This is a genomic window from Streptomyces sp. NPDC043896 (assembly GCF_056435605.1).
The window spans coordinates 70,575-86,787 of the sequence record NZ_JBWKEE010000016.1 but is presented as its reverse complement, the minus strand read 5'-3'; the positions used below and the strand labels follow the sequence as shown (position 1 = coordinate 86,787).

Below are 16,213 nucleotides of genomic sequence, written 5' to 3'. Positions count from 1 at the left end.
GGGCCACCAGCCACCGGCCCGCGTCAGCAGATGCGCGGCAGCTGCTCCCCGATCGGGAGGTCGACGACGCGGGTGCCGCCGAGGCCGGTACGGGCGACGACGAGCCCGGGGTGGTCCTCGACCGCCTCGCCGATCACGGAGGCCCGCCGGCCCAGCGGGTGGGCCCGCATGGCGTCGAGGACGGCGTCGGCGTGCTCGCGGGGGACGAACGCGACGAGCTTGCCCTCGTTCGCCACGTAGAACGGGTCCAGGCCGAGGATCGCGCAGGCGTTGCCCACGGCTTCGGGGACCGGCACCCGGCCCTCCTGGACGACCACGCCCGTGCCGGAAGCGGCGGCGATCTCGTTGAGTGCGGCGGCCAGACCGCCCCGGGTGGGGTCGCGCAGCACGTGCAGGTCGGGGGTGACCGCGAGCATGGAACGGACGAGGCCGCCCAGGGGCGCGCAGTCGCTGGCGATGTCCGCCTCGAAGCCGAGGCCCTCGCGGACGCTCATGATGGCCACCCCGTGCAGCCCGATGTCACCGCTGACGATGACCACGTCGCCCGGTACGACCCGCTGCGGGCGCAGGTCCACGCCCTCGGGGACGAGACCGATGCCGGCGGTGTTGATGTACACGCCGTCGCCGTGTCCGACCTCCACGACCTTGGTGTCGCCGGTCGCCACCTCCACGCCCGCCGCACGCGCGGCCGCGCCGAGGGCCTGGGCGACGCGGGCCACCGTGGCGGTCTCGACTCCCTCCTCCAGGATGAACCCGCAGGACAGGTAGGCGGCCGTGGCCCCGCTCATGGCCAGGTCGTTGACGGTGCCGTTGACCGCGAGGTCCCCGATGCTGCCGCCGGGGAAGAACAGCGGGCGCACCACGTACGAGTCGGTGGAGAAGGCCATGCGGGCCCCGCCCAGGGTGAGGGTCGCGGAGTCGCCGAGCTGAGAGAGGACCTCGCCGCCGAAGGCGGGGGCGAAGACGTGCCGGACGAGTTCGGCGGAGAGCGCCCCGCCGCCGCCGTGGCCCATCACCACGCGGGGGTGGTCGCGCAGGGGGGCCGGACAGGTCCAGCCGGTGACGTCCAGTGCGGTGTCAGACAACGGGGGTCGCCTCCTGCGGTGCCGTCTTGGCGGTCGGGATGTCCAGGCGCCGGTAGAGGTAGTACGCGGCGCAGGCGCCCTCGCTGGAGACCATGGTGGCGCCGAGCGGGGTGCGCGGGGTGCAGGTGGTGCCGAAGGCCTGGCACTGCTGCGGTTTGATGAGGCCCTGGAGGACCTCTCCACTGCGGCATTCGGCCGGTTCGCGGGTGTCGATCCCCGTCACCGCGAATCGGTGTTCGGCGTCGAAGTCCCGGTAGCGGGGCGACAGCCGCCAGCCGCTGGCGGGGATGGTGCCGATGCCGCGCCAGGCGCGGTCGGTGACCTCGAAGACGTCCTCCAGCATCGCGAGCGCGGCGGGGTTGCCCTCGGGGCGGACGGCGCGCGCGTAGGCGTTGTCGACGGTGTGCTCGCCGCGCTCCAGCTGCCGCACGGCGCGGCGCACGCCCTCCAGGATGTCGAGCGGTTCGAAGCCGGTGACCACGATGGGGACGCGGTGGCGGGCGGCCAGCCGGGGGTACTCGGCGGTCCCCATCACGCTGCACACGTGACCGGCGGCCAGGAAGGCCTGGACCCGGCAGCTCGGGGAGTTCATGATCGCCTCGATGGCCGGGGGGACCCGGACGTGGGAGACGAGCAGGCTGAAGTTGGTGATGCCGTGCTTCTTCGCCTGGTACACCGTCATCGCGTTGGGCGGCGCGGTGGTCTCGAAGCCGATGCCGAAGAAGACCACCTGGCGGTCCGGGTTCTGCCGGGCGATGCGCAGGGCGTCGAGCGGGGAGTAGACGACGCGTACGTCGCCGCCCTCGCTCCGCACCCGGAAGAGGTCGCGGCCGGTTCCGGGGACGCGGAGCATGTCGCCGAAGGAGCAGAAGATCACGCCGGGGCGGGAGGCGATCTCCAGGGCCTTGTCGATGACTTCGAGCGGGGTCACGCACACGGGGCAGCCGGGCCCGTGGATCAGCTCGACCTGTTCGGGCAGGAGCTGGTCGAGGCCGTGCCGGATGATGGTGTGGGTCTGGCCGCCGCAGACCTCCATCAGCGCCCAGGGGCGGGTGACCGTGGCGTGGATGTCGTCGAGCAGCCGCCGGGCGAGGCCGGGGTCCTGGAACTCGTCGATGTACTTCACTGCTGCGCCGCCTCCTGGGGGACGTCTGCGGGGTCGTCGTCCGTCGCGGGCCGCAGGGCACCGCCGGCCTGGGCGGCCTGCTCCCACGGGTCGCCGAACTCCTCCTGGAGCATGCCGAGTTCCGCGAAGAGTTCCAGCGTCCTGAGGGCGGACTCCTCGTCGAGCCGCTGGAGGGCGAAGCCGACGTGGACGATGGCGTACTCGCCCACCCGGAGGTCCGGCAGGTACTCCAGGCACACGTCCTTGACGACGCCGCCGAAGTCGACGGTGGCCATGCGGGTGCCGTCCCGTTCCCCGATGTCAATCACCCTGCCGGGTACCGCCAGGCACATGGGCTGCTCCTTGCTGTGGTTGTTCCGCGGCGCGGTCGGCGGTGGCCGCCGCGACCATGAGCTGGCCGAGGGCCAGTCCCCCGTCGTTCGGGGGGACCCGGTGCTGGCGCAGCACGGTGAAGCCCTGCTCCCGCAGCAGCCGTGAACAGGCGCCGGAGAGGAGGGTGTTGGCCATGACCCCGCCGGTCAGGGCGACGGTGTCGAGGCCGTGGCGGTCGCGGGCCGCGCGGCAGGCGTCCGCGACGAGGACGGCGACGGCGGTGTGGAAGCGGGCCGCGATCAGCGCGGGCGCGGTGCCCGCCCGTACGTCGGCGGCGACGGCGGCCAGGACGGGCCCGGGGTCCACGGTGAACGGGTCCGCGGTGAACGGGTCCGCGGTCACCGTGCCGGTGCCGGTCCCGGGCCCGGGGTGCGGGGGACGCAGGGCGAACCGGTACCCGGGGTGCGGGTCCGCGGCGGGGGCGGCGAGGGCGGCCGCCTCCAGTTCGACGGCGGCCTGGGCCTCGTACCCGGCGTGGTGGCAGACCCCGGCCAGGGAGGAGACGGCGTCGAAGAGGCGTCCCATGCTGGAGGTGGGCACGCAGTTCAGGCCGCGCTCCAGCTGGCGTTCCAGTACGGGCTGTTCACCGGGCGGACAGGCCGCGACGGCGGGCAGGTCCGGGGTCCGGTCGAGGCCGGCGGCCCACAGGTGGGCCAGTGCCATCCGGTAAGGGCGCCGCACGGTCGCGTCGCCGCCGGGGAGGGGGACGTACGCGAGGTGTGCGAAGCGGGTGTAGCCGGTGTAGTCGGCGAGCAGCACCTCCCCGCCCCACACGGCGCCGTCGTCGCCGTAGCCGGTGCCGTCGAAGGCGATCCCGATCACCCGGCGGCCGCCGTCCAGGCCGTGTTCGGCCATGGCGGAGGCGATGTGCGCGTGGTGGTGCTGGACGCGGACCAGGGGGCGCGCCCCGGCCTGCCGGGCGGCCCAGCCCGTGGAGCGGTAGCCGGGGTGACGGTCGGCGGCGAACAGGACCGGTGTCACCCCGGTGATGGACTCCAGCTGCCGCTCGGCACGTTCGAAGGCGTACCGGGTGGCGAGGTCGTCCATGTCCCCGACGTGCGCCGACAGCCAGGCCTTGCGGCCCTCGCCGAGGCAGAACACGTTCTTGAGGTCTCCCCCGGCGGCCAGGGTCGCGGGCACGGCCAGCGGGAGGGCGAGCGGCAGCGGGGCGCTGCCACGGGAGCGGCGTACGGTCAGCGGCTCGCCGTCGCAGACGCGCACCACGGAGTCGTCGCAGGGCACGTGGATCGGCCGGTCGTGGGTCAGCCAGGCGTCGGCGAGGCCGCCGAGGCGTTCCAGGGCCTCCGCGTCGTCGGTGACGATGGGCTCCCCGGAGAGGTTCCCGCTGGTCATCACGAGCAGGCGGGGACCGGGCGGGTCACCGGGCAGGCCCAGCAGCAGGTGGTGCACGGGGGTGTACGGGAGCATCACGCCGAGGTCGGGGCTGCGGGGGGCGACGTCGGCGGCCGGCAGGGCGGCGGACGCGGGACGGCGGCGCAGCAGCACGATGGGCCGGTCGGGGCCGGTGAGCAGGGCCCGCTCGGCGGGGCCGATCTCCACGAGGTGTCCGACCGCGGCGAGGGAGCGGGCCATCAGGGCGAAGGGCTTGTCCCCGCGGGCCTTGCGGCGGCGCAGTTCGGCGACGGCGGCGGGCCGGGCGGCGTCGCAGGCGAGGTGGTAGCCGCCGAGGCCCTTGACGGCGAGGACCGCCCCCTCGGAGAGGAGCCGGCGGGCCGCCGCGACGGGGTCGGCGTCGCCGCTGTCGCGGGGCGGGGTGCCGGTGAGCAGGCGCAGCCGGGGCCCGCAGGCCGGGCAGGCGACGGGCTGGGCGTGGAAGCGCCGGTCGGCGGGGTCGGCGTACTCGCGGGCGCAGTCGGGGCACATGGGGAAGCCGGCCATCGTGGTGTGGGCCCGGTCGTAGGGCAGGCCGGTGACGATGGTGAAGCGGGGTCCGCAGTGGGTGCAGGTGATGAACGGGTGGCGGTGGCGGCGGTCGGCGGGGTCGGCGAGTTCGGCGAGGCAGTCGGCGCAGGTGGCCACGTCCGGGGGGACGAGGGTACGGGCCGGGCCGCCGGAGCGGGAGGGGATGATGGCGAAGCGGGGGGCGGGCGTGCCGGTGGGTGTGGCGGTGGGCGGGGTGGTCGGCGGGCCGGTGGGCGGGCCGGTGGGCGGCATGGTGTGGTGCTCGACGGCGTCGACGACGGCCAGGGGCGGGGCGTCGGCGGCGAGGCGCTCGCAGAACGCGGCCACCGCGGCCGGGGCGCCCTCGACCTCGGCGACGACGCCCTCGGGGGTGTTGGTGACGTGGCCGGCGAGGCCGAGTCCGGTGGCGCGGGTGTACACGTAGGGGCGGAAGCCGACGCCCTGCACCACGCCGCGGACGATGACGCGGCGGCGCTCCGCGGGGGCGTCCATCAGCGGGGTTCCGGTGCGGGGTGGGCGGGGGCCGGGGGCGGGGGCGGGGGCCCTGCGGGGCTGTCCCCTACCCGCCCTTCCACCGTTCCCCGGGGCTCCGCCCCGGACCCCGAGGGGTCGTGCACGTACCCGGCGCCGGGCCCGTGAACGTGCCCGGGCCCGTGGCTGTGCCCGGGTGCGTGGCCGGGGCCGGGGCGGGTGTGGCCCGGGCCGTGGGTGTGGCCGGCGGCTTGGGGGCGGCCGGGGCCATGGGTGTGGCCCGGCTCGTGGGAGTGGCCCGGGCCGTGGGAGTGGCCGGGACCGTGGGAGTCGCCCGGCTCGTGGGAGTGGCCCGGGCCGTGGGAGTCGCCCGGGCCGTGGGAGTGGCCGGGAACGTGGGTGTGGCCCGCAGTGTGGGAGTGGCCGGGATCGTGGGAGTGGCCCTCAGTGTGGGCGTGGCCCGGGGTGTGGGTGGGGCTCTGGGTGTGGGGGGACAGGACGGGTGTGTGGGGGCGGGAGCCCTCCGTGACGCGGAGGGCGTGGGTCAGGAGGAGGCCCGCGCCCTCGCCCGTGCGGGACGAGGTGCGGAGCACCTCCACCCCGGGGTTGACCCGCTGGACGTTGGCGCGGAAGGCGGCCTCGTCGAACTCGGCGGCCTCCGCGATGTCGGTCTTGGTGATCAGCACCAGCTGCGCCGACCCGAAGGCCGTCGGGTACTTCAGCGGCTTGTCCTCGCCCTCCGTCACCGACGCGAGGACCACGCGCAGCGATTCCCCGAGGTCGTACGAGGCGGGGCAGACCAGGTTGCCCACGTTCTCCACGAAGAGCAGACGGGTGTCCTCGGGCAGCCAGCCGTCGAGGTGGCGGCCCAGCATGGGCGCCTCCAGGTGGCACAGGCCGTCCGTGAGGACCTGTTTGACGGGGGCGCCCGAACGGGCCAGCCGCGTCGCGTCGTTCTCCGTCGCCAGGTCGGCCGTCAGGGCGGCCACGGACACGCCGCGCTCCCGGGCGAGCAGCAGTTCGCGTTCCAGCAGGGCGGTCTTGCCGCTGCCCGGGCTGGACAGCAGGTTGACCACCACCACCGCGCGCGCGGCGAGTTCGGCGCGCAGGGCCTGCGCGGCCCCGTCGTTCTTGGCGAGCACCGCCTGTCGCAGGTCGACCACTCGGCACACGGCTCAGGCCTCCTCGGGGATCGGTTCGAGGGCGTCTTCCCAGACCACGCTGCGGATCCGCAGCTCACGCCCCGTCAGGAGCCGCACGGCGGCGGTGCTCCCGCAGCCGGGGCAGCGGAGGTCGGGGGGCATGCCGACCGCCCACTCCCCCGCGCAGGCTCCGCAGCCGGCGCGGGCCGTCACGGTGTGCGTGACGAGCTCGGCGCCTTCCAGGAGTGTCGCCGTGCAGGCGAGTTCGAAGGAGAAGGCCATGGCGTCCGGGACGACCCCGGCCAGTTCCCCGACCTCCAGCTCCACGCGGCTCACGGAGCGTGCCGCTCCGGCCTCGGCCGCTTCCGCCACCTGGTCCACTACGGCCATGGCGATCGACATCTCGTGCATCGGACTCCGTCCTGCCCCGGCTCATTAGACCGGCGGGCCGCCTGCCGGGCGGGCGGGCGCGCCGAAGTGCCGGGGGCCGCTGGGCCATTCGGGCTCCCGCCCCCGGCGGGGCGGACGGCGGCGGTCACATGCGGCGAATGCGCAGGTAGCGCCTGACGTCGGGGAGCACGGTCACCAGGACGGCGCCGAGGGCGGCGGCCACGGTGAACGCGAGGACCTTCTTCATGGGGTTCTCCTCGGGAGCAGTTCCTGCACCATGCGTACGGCGTGGGGTACGGCGGCCGCCACGGGCGGGCTCAGGCCGATGCCCTCCTCGACGGTGGCGGGTTCGCAGCCGACGACCAGGGTGCGGCGGGGCGGGGTGGCTCCGGTGCCCGCGCAGAGGGTGTCGAGCAGGGCGAGGACCGTGTCGGGGGTCATGCCGTGTCCGTCGAGGACGGCGTCCCCGGGGGCGACGGGGCCGGTTCCGTCGGCCTCGATGAGGTGGAGGGTGCCCGGTGCGGCTCCCCGGGCAGTCGCGTCGACGAGGACGAGGGTGTCGTAGCCGTCGAGGAGCCGGTACGCGAGGTGGACCCCGCGCACGCCGAAGTCGACGGCCTCCACGCCGTCCGGCAGCGGCTGCTCGGCCAGGGCGCGGACCGTTTCGACGCCGAAGCCGTCGTCGCCGAGGAAGACGTTGCCGATGCCGGCGACCAGGGTCCGGCCGTTCACGCGTCCTCCAGGGGGGTGACCTCGTCGGGCTGGAAGTACAGGAACCGGCCCTGTTCCCGGCGGATGTCCGCGCCGGGGTCGCCGTCGACGGTGACGGCGAGGTGGACTCCGCCGTCGACGTCGTGGAGGACGGCCTCGACCAGCGCGGCGCTGTCCCGCAGGAACAGGTCCTGGGCGTCGGTGCGGCGGGCGCCGGGCCGCAGCCGGACGCGGCTGCCCGGTCCGACGGAGCGGCCGTCGATCAGGATCCGCTCCGGGGCCGGTTCGGCGGCGGCCCCGTGGGCGGGGTCCCACCAGGGGGTGTCGGGGGTGAACACGTCCGGGGGCGGCTCCGGCCGGTCCGGGCCGGTGACCTCGCGCAGCGCGCGGACCGCGCCGTGCAGGCGTTCCAGTACCTCGGGGGGCATGGATTCCGCCAGGTCGACGACGGCCGCCGCGCGGGGGTCGGTGCCGCGGGCCTCGCGTTTCTCCCGGTCGGTGAGGGCGGCGGTGCGCAGGGCGAGGATCTCGTCGATCTCCAGGGCGTCGTACATGGCGCCGGCGCTCTCGGGGGCGATCGCGGCGTGGTCCTCCAGGATGATCGGGGAGGAGAGGACCACGTCGGCCCGGCCGTCCTCCCCGGCGAGCACGGGCCAGGTGTGCCGGTTGTCGCAGTCGCGGACGGCGGGCAAGGCCCATTCGGGCGGGTCGGTCATGGACAGGAAGGAGCCGGCGCTGAGGCCCAGCAGGAGGTGGGCGGCGACCAGGGACCTCGGCAGGGCGCTGTCCCGGGCGGCGCCGGGCGGCGGGGTCCACGTCCCGGTGTTCTCGACGGTGGCGGTGAGTCTCAGTGCCCGGTAGGGGACGTCCAGTTCCTCGGCGCGCAGCCGGATCCGGGCGTCGATCCGCTCGGCGCGCCGGACCAGCCGGCCGCGTGCGCGGCCGTCGGCGTCCGTCACCGGTTCGGTCTCCTCGCGGGCCGGGCGGACGACGGGCAGGACCACTTCGGTGGCCGTCAGTTCGGCGACGGGCACAACCAGTTCGGCCCGCTCCTCGGTGCCCTCGTCCCAGGGGACCAGGACCCGGTCGGGCAGGTGCAGTTCGGGCACGGGCGTGAACGAGCCGTCGTCGCGGGCCTCTTCGACGGTGCGGTGCCATGCCTGGAGGAAGCGCAGTTCGAGGTGGAGGACGGCTTCGCCGCCCCGGGGCTCCATCACCAGCTCGGTGCGCTGGAAGGAGTGTTCGCCGTGTGAGGGGCCCCAGGCGGGCGGTACGAGGACGCCGAACTGCCAGCGCATCCGGTTCTTGGCGGCGGAGGCCCGGTAGGGGTAGAGCACGTACCCCTCGAAGAGGACGGCGTCGGCCAGCTGCCGGGCGGCGGCGAAGCGGGCGTCCGGCGGGGAGGCGATGGTCACGGCGCCGTCCTCCCGGCCAGCCGGGTGGACGGGGCGGCGGCCCGGAGGACCCGGGGTTCGGGGGCCGGGGGTCCCGGGGAGGCGGCGGCGTCCAGGAGGAGCCGTACGGTCGACTCCCAGGAGGCCAGCGCGTGGCGCGAGCGGAAGGCGAGGAGCTCGTCCATGGTGTCGCGGGGCAGCCGGAGCCAGCCGCAGCCGGGGAAGTGCTGTTCGATCATCTCCCGCCACACGGACACGGGCATCCGGTACGTGGCCTCGCGGTCCCAGGGCACGGGCTCGACGCGGAAGCCGCCGGAGCCGGTGAAGGCCGTGCCGGAGAACAGCATCAGCAGCGGGACGTCGCCGTCCTCCAGGGCGTCGAAGTAGCGGGTTGCGGCGATGTCCATGTCGTAGGTGCAGGGCACGGCGACCTCGGTCTCGGTCTCCCCGGTGAAGCCGGGGACCATGACCGCGACCTGGGCGAACTGGACGGGCTGGAGGGTGGTGCCCCAGCGGGACCGTTCCCCGAACAGGTCCTGGAGGGCGGCGGCCTCGCCGTGGCCGTAGCCGCGCCGGGCCGGTTCGATGCGCAGCTGGCAGCGCAGGGCGAGGGCGTGGACGCGGGTGGCGGTGGGTGCGGTGACGCGCAGCCGCAGCAGGAGGGTGGGTCCGGCGGCGTACGGGTCGGCGCGCACCCCGGTACAGGTGAAGGTCAGGTCGGTCACGGGCGTTCTCCGGCCGGTGCGGTGGCGGGCTGCGGGCCGGCGGGTACGGCGCGCCGTTCGACGTCGGCGAAGAAGGCGTCGAGGGCGGCGCGTGCTTCGGCGCCCCCGTCGAAGCCCTGCCAGAGCAGTCTCATGCGGCCCACCAGTTCGTAGCAGATGTCGACGGGGACGAGGTGGCAGCCGGTGCGGCCGTGCTCGCGGCGCAGCAGCAGTGCCTCCACGTCGGGCCGCAGCAGCGCGGCCAGGGGGACGCTGTCCAGGACGCGCTGCCAGGTGGCGGGGTCGAGTTCGCTCTCGGTGGCGCCGGCCGGGCTGGGGTACAGAGCGACGAGGCGGTCGAGGGCGGCGTTGCGGAAGAGGAAGGCGACGCCGACGGGGATCCGCAGGAGCTCCCACGCCTGGTCGTCCCAGCGGTGGCCGGGGTCGCTCAGGTACCGGTCGGGGACGGTGCGGAAGCGTCCCGTGGCGGCGCCGGGCCGGTCGAAGAGCAGGGCGCAGGGGGCGCAGGCGCAGACCAGGGAGCGCTTCTCGGTCTCCACGAGGTGGCGGTGGCCGTCCGGGGCCACGGGGGCCCCGCACAGTTCGCAGGTCTCGGGGCGGGGGGCGCGGGGCCGGGTGAAGCGCCGCAGACCTTGTCCGGGGGCGGCCGGCGGCCGGTCCGGGCTCACGGGACCCGCGCCGGGTCGTGGGGCCGGGCGGTGATCTGGAGCAGCGGCGTCCGCGGGGCGGCGGGGGCCAGTTCGACGGAGGTGACCTCGGGGGCGAAGGCGGCCACGACGTCCTCGACGCGGCGCCGGGTGTCCTCGGCGGGGGATCCGCAGCCGCAGCCCGTCGCGGGGGCGGTGCGCAGTCTCAGGGTGCCGTCGCTCTCGTCGAAGCCGGCCAGTTCGGTTTCGGGGAGGGCGTCCAGGGCGCGGGCGATGCGGGTGTGGACGTCCTCCGGGTGGAGGTCGTGCAGGGTCAGCAGGCTCGCCGTCAGCTCGTCGTCGAGGAGCGCGGTGAGGGGGGCGGCGCCGGGTTCGAGTGCGGTGAGCCGGTCGACGATGCGGGCGAGCCCGGCTCCGTAGAAGTCCATGAGGACGCGGACCAGTTCCTCGGCGGCCTCGTGGGTGCGCCGGTCTCCGGTGGCTGCGAGCCGGTCGAGGACCTCTTCGACGCGGCGGCCGGCCTGGAGGCCGTCGGGGGTCGCGGCGCTCATCCGCCCAGTCCGCTCAGTCCGGTGGGGACGTGCATCGACTTCACCGTCTTGCCGCCGCCGACGTACATGTGGACGCCGCAGGGCAGGCAGGGGTCGAAGCTGCGCACGGCGCGCATGATGTCGATGCCCTTGAAGTTCTCCGGGGGGTTCTCCTCGAAGATCGGGGTGTTCTGGACGGCGTCCTCGTAGGGGCCGGGGGTTCCGTAGCTGTCGCGGACGCTGGCGTTCCAGGGGGTCGGCGGGTACGGGTGGTAGTTGGCGATCTTGCCGTCGCGGATGACCATGTGGTGCGAGAGGACGCCACGTACGGCCTCGGTGAAGCCGCAGCCGATGGACTCGTCCGGGACCTCGAACTTCTCCCAGGTCTGGCTGCGTCCGGCGCGGACCTCGGCCAGCCCCTTCTCGGCGCAGTGCAGGGCGATGCCGGCCGCGTACGCCTGGAAGTAGGTGCGGGCGCGGTTGCGCTCCAGGGCGTTGCTCCACTTCGGGATGCGCCACTCGAAGGTGGTCTCCGGCTTGGTCATGGTGCGGGGCAGGTTGATGACCACGCTGTGTCCGGTGGCCTTGACGTAGCCGACGTCGACGAGCCCGGACAGGGCGGTGGACCAGAGCCGGGCGATGGGGCCGCCGCCGGTGTCGAGGGCGAGGTGCTCCTTGCCGTCGAACCAGCGGGGGGACATCACCCAGCTGTACTTGTCGTCGAAGGCCCGCTTCTGCGGGGCGGGGATGGTGTGCTGGTTCCAGGGGTGGCGGGCGTCGACGGGGTTGCCGAGGGGGTCGTGGGTGACGAACTTCTCCTGGCCCTCCCAGTCGTCGTAGTAGGAGCTGCCGAGGAGGATCCGGATGCCGAGGTTGATCCGGGTGAGGTCGTTGGTGACCAGCTTGCCGTCGACGACGACACCCGGGGTGACGAACATCTTCCGTCCCCAGTCGGTCATGTTGGCGTACGTGAAGTCGCAGTACTCGGGGTCGTTGAGGGCGCCCCAGCAGCCGAGCAGGACCCGGCGGCGGCCGACCTCCTCGTAGCCGGGCAGGGCCTCGTAGAAGAAGTCGAAGAGGTCGTCGTGGAGGGGGACGACGCGCTTCATGAACTCGACGTACCGCATGAGGCGGCTCATGTAGTCGGTGAAGAGCTGGACGGAGGCGATGGTGCCGACGCCGCCCGGGTAGAGGGTGGAGGGGTGCACGTGGCGGCCCTCCATCAGGCAGAACATCTCCCGGGTGTAGCGGCTGACCTGGAGTGCCTCGCGGTAGAACTCGCCCTCGATGGGGTTGAGGGAGCGCATGATGTCGGCGATGGTGCGGTAGCCGTGCTCGGCGGCGTGCGGGGCCTCGGTGCGCTCGGCGAGTTCGAGGACGCCCGGGTTGGTCTCGCGGACCATCTTCTCGCAGTAGTCGACCCCGACCAGGTTCTCCTGGAAGATGTTGTGGTCGAACATGTACTCGGCGGACTCGCCGAGGTTGATGATCCACTCGCCGAGGTGCGGGGGCTTCACCCCGTAGGCCATGTTCTGCGCGTACACCGAGCAGGTGGCGTGGTTGTCGCCGCAGATCCCGCAGATGCGGCTGGTGATGAAGTGCGCGTCGCGGGGGTCCTTGCCGCGCATGAAGACGCTGTACCCGCGGAAGACCGACGAGGTGCTGTAGCACTCGGCGACCCGCTTCTGCTTGAAGTCGATCTTCGTGTGGATGCCGAGGCTGCCCACGATCCGGGTGATCGGATCCCAGGCCATCTCGACCAGCCCGCCGCCGTCTCCGGCCGCCTTCGTCTTCGGTGTCATCGTGTCTGCCGTGGCCCTTCGTGTGAGCGGGAGCTGGTCGTTCTGTGCGGCGGAACGGAGCGGGGCGGGTGCGGGGGTGCCGTCACCAGGGCGGGCGGTAGCCGGTGACCAGCCGGCGGCCCTTCTGGCGCCACTTGGGCTCCTGGTCCACGGTGTGGGTGGTGACGGCCCTGAGCTTGCGGATCAGGGCTCCGTAGGCCCCGCTGGCCGTGGTGGACAGGGTCGCGCCGGGCGGCTTGTCCATGAACGGCATGAACTTGTCGGGGAAGCCGGGCATGGTGCAGGCGATGCAGATGCCGCCGACGTTGGGGCAGCCTCCGATGCCGTTCATCCAGCCGCGCTTGGGGACGTTGCACTTGACGACGGGACCCCAGCAGCCGAGTTTCACCAGGCACTTGGGCGAGTCGTAGGTGTGGGCGAAGTCGCCCTGCTCGTAGTAGCCGGCCCGGTCGCAGCCCTCGTGGACGGTGGCGCCGAACAGCCAGGTGGGGCGCAGCTTGTCGTCCAGCGGGATCATGGGGGCGGATCCGGCTGCCTGGTAGAGCAGGTAGGTGAGGGTCTCGGAGAAGTTGTCGGGCTGGATGGGGCAGCCCGGCACGCAGACGATGGGGATGCCGGCCTTGGACTTCCAGTCCCAGCCGAGGTAGTCGGGGACGCCCATGGCGCCGGTGGGGTTGCCCTCCATCGCGTGGATGCCGCCGTACGTGGCGCAGGTCCCGATGGCGACGACGGCGAGGGCCTTGGGGGCGAGCCGGTCGATCCACTCGCTGGTCGTGATGGGCTGGCCGGTCTCGGGGTCGTCGCCGAAGCCGCACCAGTAGCCCTCGGGCTTGATCTTCTCGTTGGGGATCGAGCCCTCGACGACCAGGACGAACGGGTCGATCTCCCCGCGCTCGCCCTTGAAGAACCATTCGATGAAGGTGTCGGCCCCGCCGACCGGACCGCATTCGAAGTCGATCAGCGGCCAGTGCACGGCGATCTTCGGAAGGCCGGGGAGCACTCCGGTGACGATCTCCTCGATGCTGGGCTGCATCGCGGCGGTCAGGGAGACGGAGTCGCCGTCGCAGCTGAGTCCGGCGTTGATCCAGAGGATGTGGATCGGGGGGTCCTCTACCGCGCTGGGCGTTGCTGCGTCCATGTGGGGTGCTCCTCGGGGAGGGATGCGGGAGGGGTGGGCCGGGGCCGGGGCGGCCCCACCCTTCTTGCTAGCAGGACCCCGGTCCCTCCGCCCTGTCATGGGGGGCCGGTCCGGTGACGGGGAGCCGTCGCGAGGGCAGGGGCGCGGTGTGCCGGCCGGGCACGGCGCGCGTCAGGTGCGGCGGGGTCCGCTCGGCGGGCTCCCTGCGCGCGAAGGCGCGGCGCAGCGCGTGGTAGGGGGCGTAGGGGTCCTGGAAGGTCTCCCGCATCCGGGCCAGCTCCGCCTCCCGGTGTGCGGCGAGCGGGGTGACGGCTTCCTCCCGGTCGCGCCGGGCCTTCTTGCGGGCGATGGCGGACTGGGTGGCGGGCGAGGCCGCGAGGCGGACCGCCAGGCGGGTGGTCTCGTCCGCGAACTCCCGGGGGCCGCACTCGACGGTCCGGTCGCTCAGGCCGAGCCGGCGGGCGGCGGCGGCGCTGACCGGCAGGGCCTCGGCCATCAGCCGTTCGGCGACGCCGGTGCCGGTCCGGCGGGGCAGGGTGTGGGTCCAGTACTCGGATCCGTACAGCCCCATGAGCCGGTAGTGCGGGTTCAGCACGGTGCCCGCCCGGCACCAGACCTCGTCGGCGGCGAGGGCGAGCATGGCCCCGCCGGCGGCGGCGTTGCCGCCGACCGCGGCGACCACGAGCCGGTCGGTGGTGGTCAGGACCGCCTCCACGAGGTCGTCCATGGCGGTGATGTTGGCCCAGGACTCGGCCGCGGGGTCGGGGGCGGCCTCGATGACGCCGAGGTGGATGCCGTTGGAGAAGAAGTCGCGGCCGCCGCCGAGGACGAGGACGGAGGTCGGCCGGGAGCAGGCCGCGCGGTAGGCGGCCAGCAGGCGTCGGCAGTGGTCGGTGCCCATCGCGCCGCCGGGGAAGGAGAAGCCGAGGAAGCCGGCCCCGCCCTGTTCCCGGTAGCGGATGTCGGCCCAGGTCCGGGGGGCGCCGGGGGTCTCGTCCCGGGGGGCCGGGAGCTCGGGGAGGCCGGGCAGCCGGTCGCCGAGGGCGAGGACGGCGGGGAGCTTGACGGGGGCGGGCTCGCCGGGGGCGCGCTGGGCGCGCAGTTCGGGGATCCAGACGGCTCCGTCGCGGGTGGCCCGGCAGATCGCCCCTGCGCGGGTGGCCAGGAGGCGGCCGGGCCGGCCGCGGAGCGTGTCCTCGGGGTGGCCGCCGTGCAGGAACCACTGGCCGCCGAGGAGGTCGTCCAGGACGCCCGGCCGGGAGTCGGCGGCCCGCAGGGCCCGTACGACGCTCTCGGTGGTGTCGTGGTCCCAGTCGATCCGGCGGTGCTCCTGGCGCAGGTAGGGGCGGGTGGTGGCGGTGGTCTGCGGGGTGGGGCGGTGGGTGCCGGAGGCGAAGCGCGCGACCGCTTGGAGGACGGCGGTCAGGGCCGCGTCGGCGACCTCGCCGCGGTAGGCGTCGCTCTTGCCGGCCGGGGGGAGCACGCAGGCGGCACTGGCCCAGACGTCCCCGGCGTCCATCTCCTCGCCGGCCTGCAGGACGGTGACGCCCCAGTGGGCGGTGCCCTCGGTGAGGGCCCAGTCCAGGGCGGAGGGGCCCCGGTCGCCGACGGGTCCGGGGTGCACGATCAGGCAGGTGTACGCGGACCAGACCGCGCGCGGGAGGGCCGTCTTGAGCATGGGCGCCACGACGAGGTCCGGGTCGTGGCGGCGGACGGTCGCGGTGAGGTCGGCGCCGGGCAGGGCGAGCTCGAACGCCACGCTGTGCCCGTGGTCGCGCAGCTCGGCGTGGACGCGCTGGGTGAGGCTGTTGAAGGCGCTGGCGACGAGCAGGACGTGCACGTGATCTCCCAAGCGTCCGGAACCCGGCGGTCGGCGGCCGGTGCGGGTACGGCCGCTGGAGATCGTGGGCCCGCGCCCGCCGCCGGAGGTCGAGGCCCGGCAGGGGTGTCACCCGGAAGGGGGGCGGCGGGCCCGCCAGCTGGGGGATCCGGTCAGCGGTCGTCGCTCTCCCGCTCGAGCCGGGATCCCTCCGGCTGGGGGCGGACCTGTTCCTCGCGGCCGACGCCGGGGCGTTGCCGCTTCGCGGTGTGTCCGCCGCCGCGCTTATCGGGGCCGGCGGCGGGGCCGGCGCTGTCCTGCCCGGCCGGTGCCCGCGGGGCGTCACGCCCGACGACGCCCTCGCCGGCCGCCGCCCGCGAGGGCGGGGTCCGTGACCAGCGGTGCTGCCTGTGCTCGCTCATGGCGCTCCTTCCTCGTCCGCGGAGGTGTAGCGGACGCGGGCCCACAGCGGGAGGACGAACCAGCACAGCAGGTACCAGGCGACGACGGCGGAGACCAGCCAGGGCACGAGGGCGTGCGGGGCCGCGAGCCGCAGGACGAGGAACAGGGCGGAGGTGCAGGTGAGCAGCAGCAGGACGAGGCCTGTGAAGGTCAGGCGGGAGGCCCAGACCACGGCCTCCGGTTTGATGCGGCGGCCCGAGACGATGCGGTGGAAGGACACGGGGCCGACGAGCGCGCCGGTGGCCAGCGCGCCGAGGACGACCGTGGCGATGTAGATCCCCTTGTCGGTTCCGCCCAGGCCCTGGAAATGCTCGGTGAAGACGACCGTGAGCAGGAATCCGAAGAGGATCTGCACACCGGTCTGGGCGACGCGGATCTCCTGGATCAGTTCCTGCCACTGGCGGTCCGCCCGTTCCTCCGGGCTCTCGTCGCGTCCGTGTGAGCTTTCCCGCGCCATGCGGCCTCCCTCGTCCGCC

Annotated in this window: 16 protein-coding genes and 1 pseudogene; all 17 read right to left on the bottom strand. The window is 74.2% G+C overall.

The features are described from left to right. Positions 1–23: 23 nt before the first annotated feature. Positions 24–1,085 (bottom strand): hydrogenase expression/formation protein HypE, encoded by a 1,062-nt coding sequence (gene hypE, locus AC069X_RS23120; RefSeq protein ID WP_478730928.1) that lies wholly within the window; start codon positions 1,083–1,085, stop codon positions 24–26. Further along, on the bottom strand, positions 1,078–2,211 hold the full coding sequence (gene hypD, locus AC069X_RS23115) for a hydrogenase formation protein HypD (protein ID WP_478730926.1): 1,134 nt from the start codon (positions 2,209–2,211) through the stop codon (positions 1,078–1,080). Before hypD ends, hypE begins: the two co-directional genes overlap by 8 nt. Then, the gene (locus tag AC069X_RS23110) at positions 2,208–2,543 is read right to left on the bottom strand and encodes a HypC/HybG/HupF family hydrogenase formation chaperone (RefSeq protein ID WP_478730924.1); all 336 of its coding nucleotides are present in this window, start codon (positions 2,541–2,543) and stop codon (positions 2,208–2,210) included. The genes hypD and AC069X_RS23110 overlap by 4 nt, the downstream gene beginning before the upstream one ends. Then, positions 2,512–4,998 carry a carbamoyltransferase HypF gene (gene hypF, locus AC069X_RS23105; protein WP_478730922.1) on the bottom strand — a complete coding sequence of 829 codons (2,487 nt, stop codon included), beginning with the start codon at positions 4,996–4,998 and terminating at the stop codon, positions 2,512–2,514. The genes AC069X_RS23110 and hypF overlap by 32 nt, the downstream gene beginning before the upstream one ends. 320 nt (positions 4,999–5,318) lie before the next feature. After that, a pseudogene (gene hypB, locus AC069X_RS23100) lies at positions 5,319–6,149 on the bottom strand (hydrogenase nickel incorporation protein HypB); the annotation flags it as partial. Between the two features lie 3 nt (positions 6,150–6,152). Continuing rightward, positions 6,153–6,530, bottom strand: a complete 378-nt coding sequence (locus tag AC069X_RS23095; RefSeq protein ID WP_478730920.1) for a hydrogenase maturation nickel metallochaperone HypA/HybF — start codon at positions 6,528–6,530, stop codon at positions 6,153–6,155. Between the two features lie 124 nt (positions 6,531–6,654). Next, complete coding sequence (locus AC069X_RS23090) at positions 6,655–6,756, bottom strand: DUF6893 family small protein (protein ID WP_478730918.1); 102 nt, start codon at positions 6,754–6,756, stop codon at positions 6,655–6,657. Continuing rightward, on the bottom strand, positions 6,753–7,241 hold the full coding sequence (locus AC069X_RS23085; protein WP_478730916.1) for a hydrogenase maturation protease: 489 nt from the start codon (positions 7,239–7,241) through the stop codon (positions 6,753–6,755). Before AC069X_RS23085 ends, AC069X_RS23090 begins: the two co-directional genes overlap by 4 nt. Continuing rightward, positions 7,238–8,635, bottom strand: a complete 1,398-nt coding sequence (locus tag AC069X_RS23080) for a hypothetical protein (protein WP_478730915.1) — start codon at positions 8,633–8,635, stop codon at positions 7,238–7,240. Before AC069X_RS23080 ends, AC069X_RS23085 begins: the two co-directional genes overlap by 4 nt. Beyond that, positions 8,632–9,339 carry a DUF6084 family protein gene (locus tag AC069X_RS23075; RefSeq protein WP_478730913.1) on the bottom strand — a complete coding sequence of 236 codons (708 nt, stop codon included), beginning with the start codon at positions 9,337–9,339 and terminating at the stop codon, positions 8,632–8,634. Before AC069X_RS23075 ends, AC069X_RS23080 begins: the two co-directional genes overlap by 4 nt. Further along, positions 9,336–10,007, bottom strand: coding sequence for a DUF5947 family protein (locus tag AC069X_RS23070; RefSeq protein ID WP_478730911.1), 672 nt, complete (start codon positions 10,005–10,007; stop codon positions 9,336–9,338). Before AC069X_RS23070 ends, AC069X_RS23075 begins: the two co-directional genes overlap by 4 nt. Beyond that, the gene (locus AC069X_RS23065) at positions 10,004–10,537 is read right to left on the bottom strand and encodes a hypothetical protein (protein WP_478730909.1); all 534 of its coding nucleotides are present in this window, start codon (positions 10,535–10,537) and stop codon (positions 10,004–10,006) included. The genes AC069X_RS23070 and AC069X_RS23065 overlap by 4 nt, the downstream gene beginning before the upstream one ends. Beyond that, complete coding sequence (locus AC069X_RS23060; protein ID WP_478730907.1) at positions 10,534–12,318, bottom strand: nickel-dependent hydrogenase large subunit; 1,785 nt, start codon at positions 12,316–12,318, stop codon at positions 10,534–10,536. Before AC069X_RS23060 ends, AC069X_RS23065 begins: the two co-directional genes overlap by 4 nt. Positions 12,319–12,400: 82 nt before the next feature. After that, positions 12,401–13,456: an NADH-quinone oxidoreductase subunit B family protein gene (locus AC069X_RS23055; RefSeq protein ID WP_478730905.1), complete on the bottom strand. Its 1,056-nt coding sequence runs from the start codon at positions 13,454–13,456 to the stop codon at positions 12,401–12,403. Between the two features lie 67 nt (positions 13,457–13,523). Then, on the bottom strand, positions 13,524–15,296 hold the full coding sequence (locus tag AC069X_RS23050; protein ID WP_478730903.1) for a hydrogenase maturation protein: 1,773 nt from the start codon (positions 15,294–15,296) through the stop codon (positions 13,524–13,526). Positions 15,297–15,448: 152 nt separating this feature from the next. Then, complete coding sequence (locus tag AC069X_RS23045) at positions 15,449–15,697, bottom strand: hypothetical protein (RefSeq protein WP_478730901.1); 249 nt, start codon at positions 15,695–15,697, stop codon at positions 15,449–15,451. After that, complete coding sequence (locus AC069X_RS23040) at positions 15,694–16,194, bottom strand: DUF6328 family protein (protein ID WP_478730899.1); 501 nt, start codon at positions 16,192–16,194, stop codon at positions 15,694–15,696. Before AC069X_RS23040 ends, AC069X_RS23045 begins: the two co-directional genes overlap by 4 nt. Positions 16,195–16,213: the final 19 nt, after the last annotated feature.

Coding starts and splice junctions, on each gene's coding strand:
- AC069X_RS23110 (WP_478730924.1), bottom strand. CDS start 2,543: ATGTGCCTGGCGGTACCCGGCAGGGTGATTGACATCGGGGAACGGGAC.
- hypF (WP_478730922.1), bottom strand. CDS start 4,998: ATGGACGCCCCCGCGGAGCGCCGCCGCGTCATCGTCCGCGGCGTGGTG.
- AC069X_RS23095 (WP_478730920.1), bottom strand. CDS start 6,530: ATGCACGAGATGTCGATCGCCATGGCCGTAGTGGACCAGGTGGCGGAA.
- AC069X_RS23090 (WP_478730918.1), bottom strand. CDS start 6,756: ATGAAGAAGGTCCTCGCGTTCACCGTGGCCGCCGCCCTCGGCGCCGTC.
- AC069X_RS23065 (WP_478730909.1), bottom strand. CDS start 10,537: ATGAGCGCCGCGACCCCCGACGGCCTCCAGGCCGGCCGCCGCGTCGAA.
- AC069X_RS23060 (WP_478730907.1), bottom strand. CDS start 12,318: ATGACACCGAAGACGAAGGCGGCCGGAGACGGCGGCGGGCTGGTCGAG.
- AC069X_RS23055 (WP_478730905.1), bottom strand. CDS start 13,456: ATGGACGCAGCAACGCCCAGCGCGGTAGAGGACCCCCCGATCCACATC.
- AC069X_RS23045 (WP_478730901.1), bottom strand. CDS start 15,697: ATGAGCGAGCACAGGCAGCACCGCTGGTCACGGACCCCGCCCTCGCGG.
- AC069X_RS23040 (WP_478730899.1), bottom strand. CDS start 16,194: ATGGCGCGGGAAAGCTCACACGGACGCGACGAGAGCCCGGAGGAACGG.